General features: G+C 38.6%; 3 protein-coding genes and 1 pseudogene. 1 reads left to right on the forward strand and 3 read right to left on the reverse strand.

The window, feature by feature from the left end:
• Positions 1 to 3: 3 nt before the first annotated feature.
• A complete protein-coding gene (locus tag ABPH35_RS10615) occupies positions 4 to 84 on the forward strand; it encodes an IS3 family transposase (RefSeq protein ID WP_349988131.1) in 81 nt (26 codons plus the stop codon).
• Here ABPH35_RS10615 and ABPH35_RS10620 read toward each other — a convergent pair.
• From ABPH35_RS10620 to ABPH35_RS10630, 3 genes and pseudogenes are all read right to left on the reverse strand, one after another.
• Entirely contained in the window at positions 81 to 1,331 is a 1,251-nt protein-coding gene (locus ABPH35_RS10620; RefSeq protein WP_368849818.1) for a PRD domain-containing protein, read from the reverse strand. The two genes, ABPH35_RS10615 and ABPH35_RS10620, sit on opposite strands and share 4 nt — an antisense overlap.
• Before the next feature lie 136 nt (positions 1,332 to 1,467).
• Positions 1,468 to 2,460, reverse strand: a complete 993-nt coding sequence (gene asnA / locus ABPH35_RS10625; RefSeq protein ID WP_349988240.1) for an aspartate--ammonia ligase — start codon at positions 2,458 to 2,460, stop codon at positions 1,468 to 1,470.
• A 709-nt stretch (positions 2,461 to 3,169) separates the two neighbouring features.
• Positions 3,170 to 3,277 (reverse strand): annotated as a pseudogene (locus ABPH35_RS10630) (IS30 family transposase); the annotation flags it as partial.

The following is a 3,277-nucleotide window of genomic DNA, read 5'->3' on the forward strand; positions in this document are numbered from 1 at the left end:
TATATCCAGTTTTACAATACACAACGTTATCAAACAAAATTAAACAACCTGACTCCTTGGGAATTCAGGAATCAGGTTGCTTAGTATCTTTTATTATTTGACTGTCTACTTGACAGGGAGCCGTTCAACCAGTATTGGTTTTCTTGATTCATTTCACTTAGTGCTGCTGAAAAATGAATGGCAAGAAAAGCAATTTCATCTTCTAATATCGTTTTTCCTAGTTGTTTCGCTAGGTCAGTTGAAAATACTTGAACCGCTTCATAAATAACGCCATAACTTTGCCGAATCTTATCCGTTAATGGATTTGTCAACTGAATATTGTTCTCTATTCGTGAAACCATACTAATCAAGTGTCTGTAGAGAGACTCTTGGAGAGAATTTTCTTTCTTTGAAAATGGAACTCCCGTCCGTTCGGTAACAAAATGGATTAATTGGAGTGTTAACATTTGTAGTTGCAACCAATTAATCGGACTATATTCTTCCTTCACATGAAACGATTGTAACATCGCATAAATATAATCTAACTCCGTAACAGTAGGTATTAAGGAATAATATGTACAAATACGATGTAAATACTCTTTAATACCTCGAATATCCTTTACAGATTCAGTCGGAACTTCTGTCGCTTCAACTAACTGGCCTTTCATGATTCTGCCCATCCAAATACAAGTAAATAGGTTAAAATGAAGCCGATGAAGTTGATCTCCAATCGAATAAATAGTATTCTCAAACAGATTATCAAGCATTTGAATACGCTCTGGTTCTATGTAACGCTCAATAATATCTGGACGACTTAATTCAAATCGTTCCTTATCTCTCGCAAGGGCTGAGCTAATGAAAGCATATAACATGGTTCGAATCGTAGACTCTTTCCCCTCTAAGACCAAACCGATTTTAGGAAGACTAACAATTTGCACATGATAGGAAATCAAGCGTTGTCTCAACTGTCGCATATCTTCATCAATCGTCGACTTTGAAACACGGTACTCTTCTTCTTTTCGATACAGAAATACGGGGTCGACACTTAAAGCAATATCTAATAAAATATCTACAATACGTTCTTCCCGTGTCAAATAATCTTCCATTTCTTCATCTCGAAGATAACTTCTAAATATCTTTTCTTCTTGTTCAGATAACTCTAATTGGAATCCTTTACTCCTTATAGATTGAACTTTGGGAAGATGATATTTTTCTAGAAATTCATTCAAACTAGCAATATCGTTACGAATCGTTCGAGCGCTCACTTGCAAATCCTTTTGTAATTGATCCATTTGGACTGGTAGTTTTGAAAGCAATAACAAATTAATTAGTGCAATTGTTCTTTCCTTCACCCTCTCCCCTCTCTTTCTATACATTCATTATAAAGCTTCATAACATGATTTGGTAGTAGAGATTTTTGCATCCTTTGTCGGCAAATAAGTAAGCGTTTCCTAATACATAAAAAAGAACTGATTCCCAGTTCTTTTTTTACAATATATTCTCAAAGGTATCACGGACGTCTTGTGGCCAGACACTGGATTGGACTTCACCGATGTGTTTTTTGCGGAGCAAGAACATAGCAAGGCGTGATTGACCAATTCCGCCGCCGATTGAAAGTGGGAAGAGGCCATTTAAAAGTGCCTTATGCCATTCAAATTCCAGTCGATCTTCATCACCCGTGATGGCTACCTGGCGCTTGAGGGCTTCTTCATCCACCCGAATCCCCATAGAAGATAATTCAAAGGCGGATTGCAACTGCTCATTCCACACAAGGATGTCTCCATTTAAGCCCTTGTAGCCATTTTCAGACGGCGTTGTCCAGTCATCGTAGTCAGGAGCTCGTCCATCATGCGGTTTTCCGTCTGGTAATTCACCACCAATCCCGATGAGGAAAACAGCGCCATACTCTTTTGCAATGGCATTTTCCCGCTCTTTTGGTGTCAAATCTGGATAGCGCTCTGCCAATTCTTCCGAGTGAATAAAGGTAATTTGCTTAGGCAACACCGCTTCAATATCATAGCGAGCTTCAACAGCTAATTCAGTCAACCGAATAGCCTTGTAAATCAGTTCAACGGTTTCTTTCAAATAAGCTAGGTTGCGCCTACCGTTTGGAATGACTTTCTCCCAGTCCCACTGGTCTACATAAACCGAGTGAATCGGATCAAGTGAATCTTCATCTGGACGAAGGGCTTTCATATGGACAAAAAGACCTTCTCCTTCATTAAATCCAAAACGAGCCAAGGTATGGCGTTTCCATTTCGCCAAGGAATGGACAACCTCATAGGTCGCATTAGGGATTAACTTGACATGGACGGTCACCGCATTTTCAACCCCTGAAAGATTGTCCTGCATCCCATCACCGACACGACTTAAAATCGGTCCTTGTACTTCTACAATTTCCAATTTGTCCTTTAAATATTGGGTAAAGGTATTTTTGACAAAGGAAATTTCTTCTTGCTGGTGGATAAAACTCTTCTTCATACTCCATAACCTCCAAAAACTAGAACCTGTATTTATAAGCGAAGTCATTCTAATCGGGAGCTTCTACTCGTCAAAAATCAAAGTCTGACGTCGTTAACTCACCTTGCTTTAACAGTCCGGTGGACTGTTGAAGGTTGGAAATAAGAGGCTGGGACAAAAGTCCCTGACCCCATATTTTTTGTAGAGTTAACAGTTTGGCGCAGTAGTTTTCTGGTTTGTAAAATGTTGATAAATCAACATTCTACAAACCTAGTCAACCTTGCGGGGGTGGGACTACAAAATCGATTTCTACGAAATCACGATTTTTGTCCCACTCCCTCAGCTAACATTAGTCCGAACTAGTGGTCAGTGGAGACGAGCTGCGCTCGTTCTATTTCCAGCCTTCCACAATTCTCAATTGCATGGGGCGAGCTGCGCTCGTTCTATTTCCAGCCTTCCACAATTCTCAATTGTGGAAGCTAGTCAGATTTTGATTTTTATAGAGTATTATTTTTCGATAATTATGGTGTTTTTTTTTGAAAGAATACTGACTGTATTTTGAAAAAAGGCACCGATGAGTAGCGAAAAATAAGTCCTGAATAGTGTTGCTGAGCTGTGAATACAGGTTTTATATTCTTATTATAGACTTTTTAGGGAAGATGTAAAGCAAAATATTAAATTTTCTGATAATTTTATGTATCCTACTAGCATGCTAAATTTCAAGTTCAAGTTAGCCAGTCTGTAAAAATTCTCTAGGAGATTTGTAACCCAATATCTTCTTTGGATAGTTGTTAATCCAGTTTTCAATAAATGCGACTTGTTGTTGCGTCGCATTTTT

Origin of the sequence: Streptococcus handemini, assembly GCF_040984445.1 — a bacterium.
Taxonomy (GTDB): domain Bacteria; phylum Bacillota; class Bacilli; order Lactobacillales; family Streptococcaceae; genus Streptococcus; species Streptococcus handemini.

Coding starts and splice junctions, on each gene's coding strand:
- asnA (WP_349988240.1), bottom strand. CDS start 2,460: ATGAAGAAGAGTTTTATCCACCAGCAAGAAGAAATTTCCTTTGTCAAA.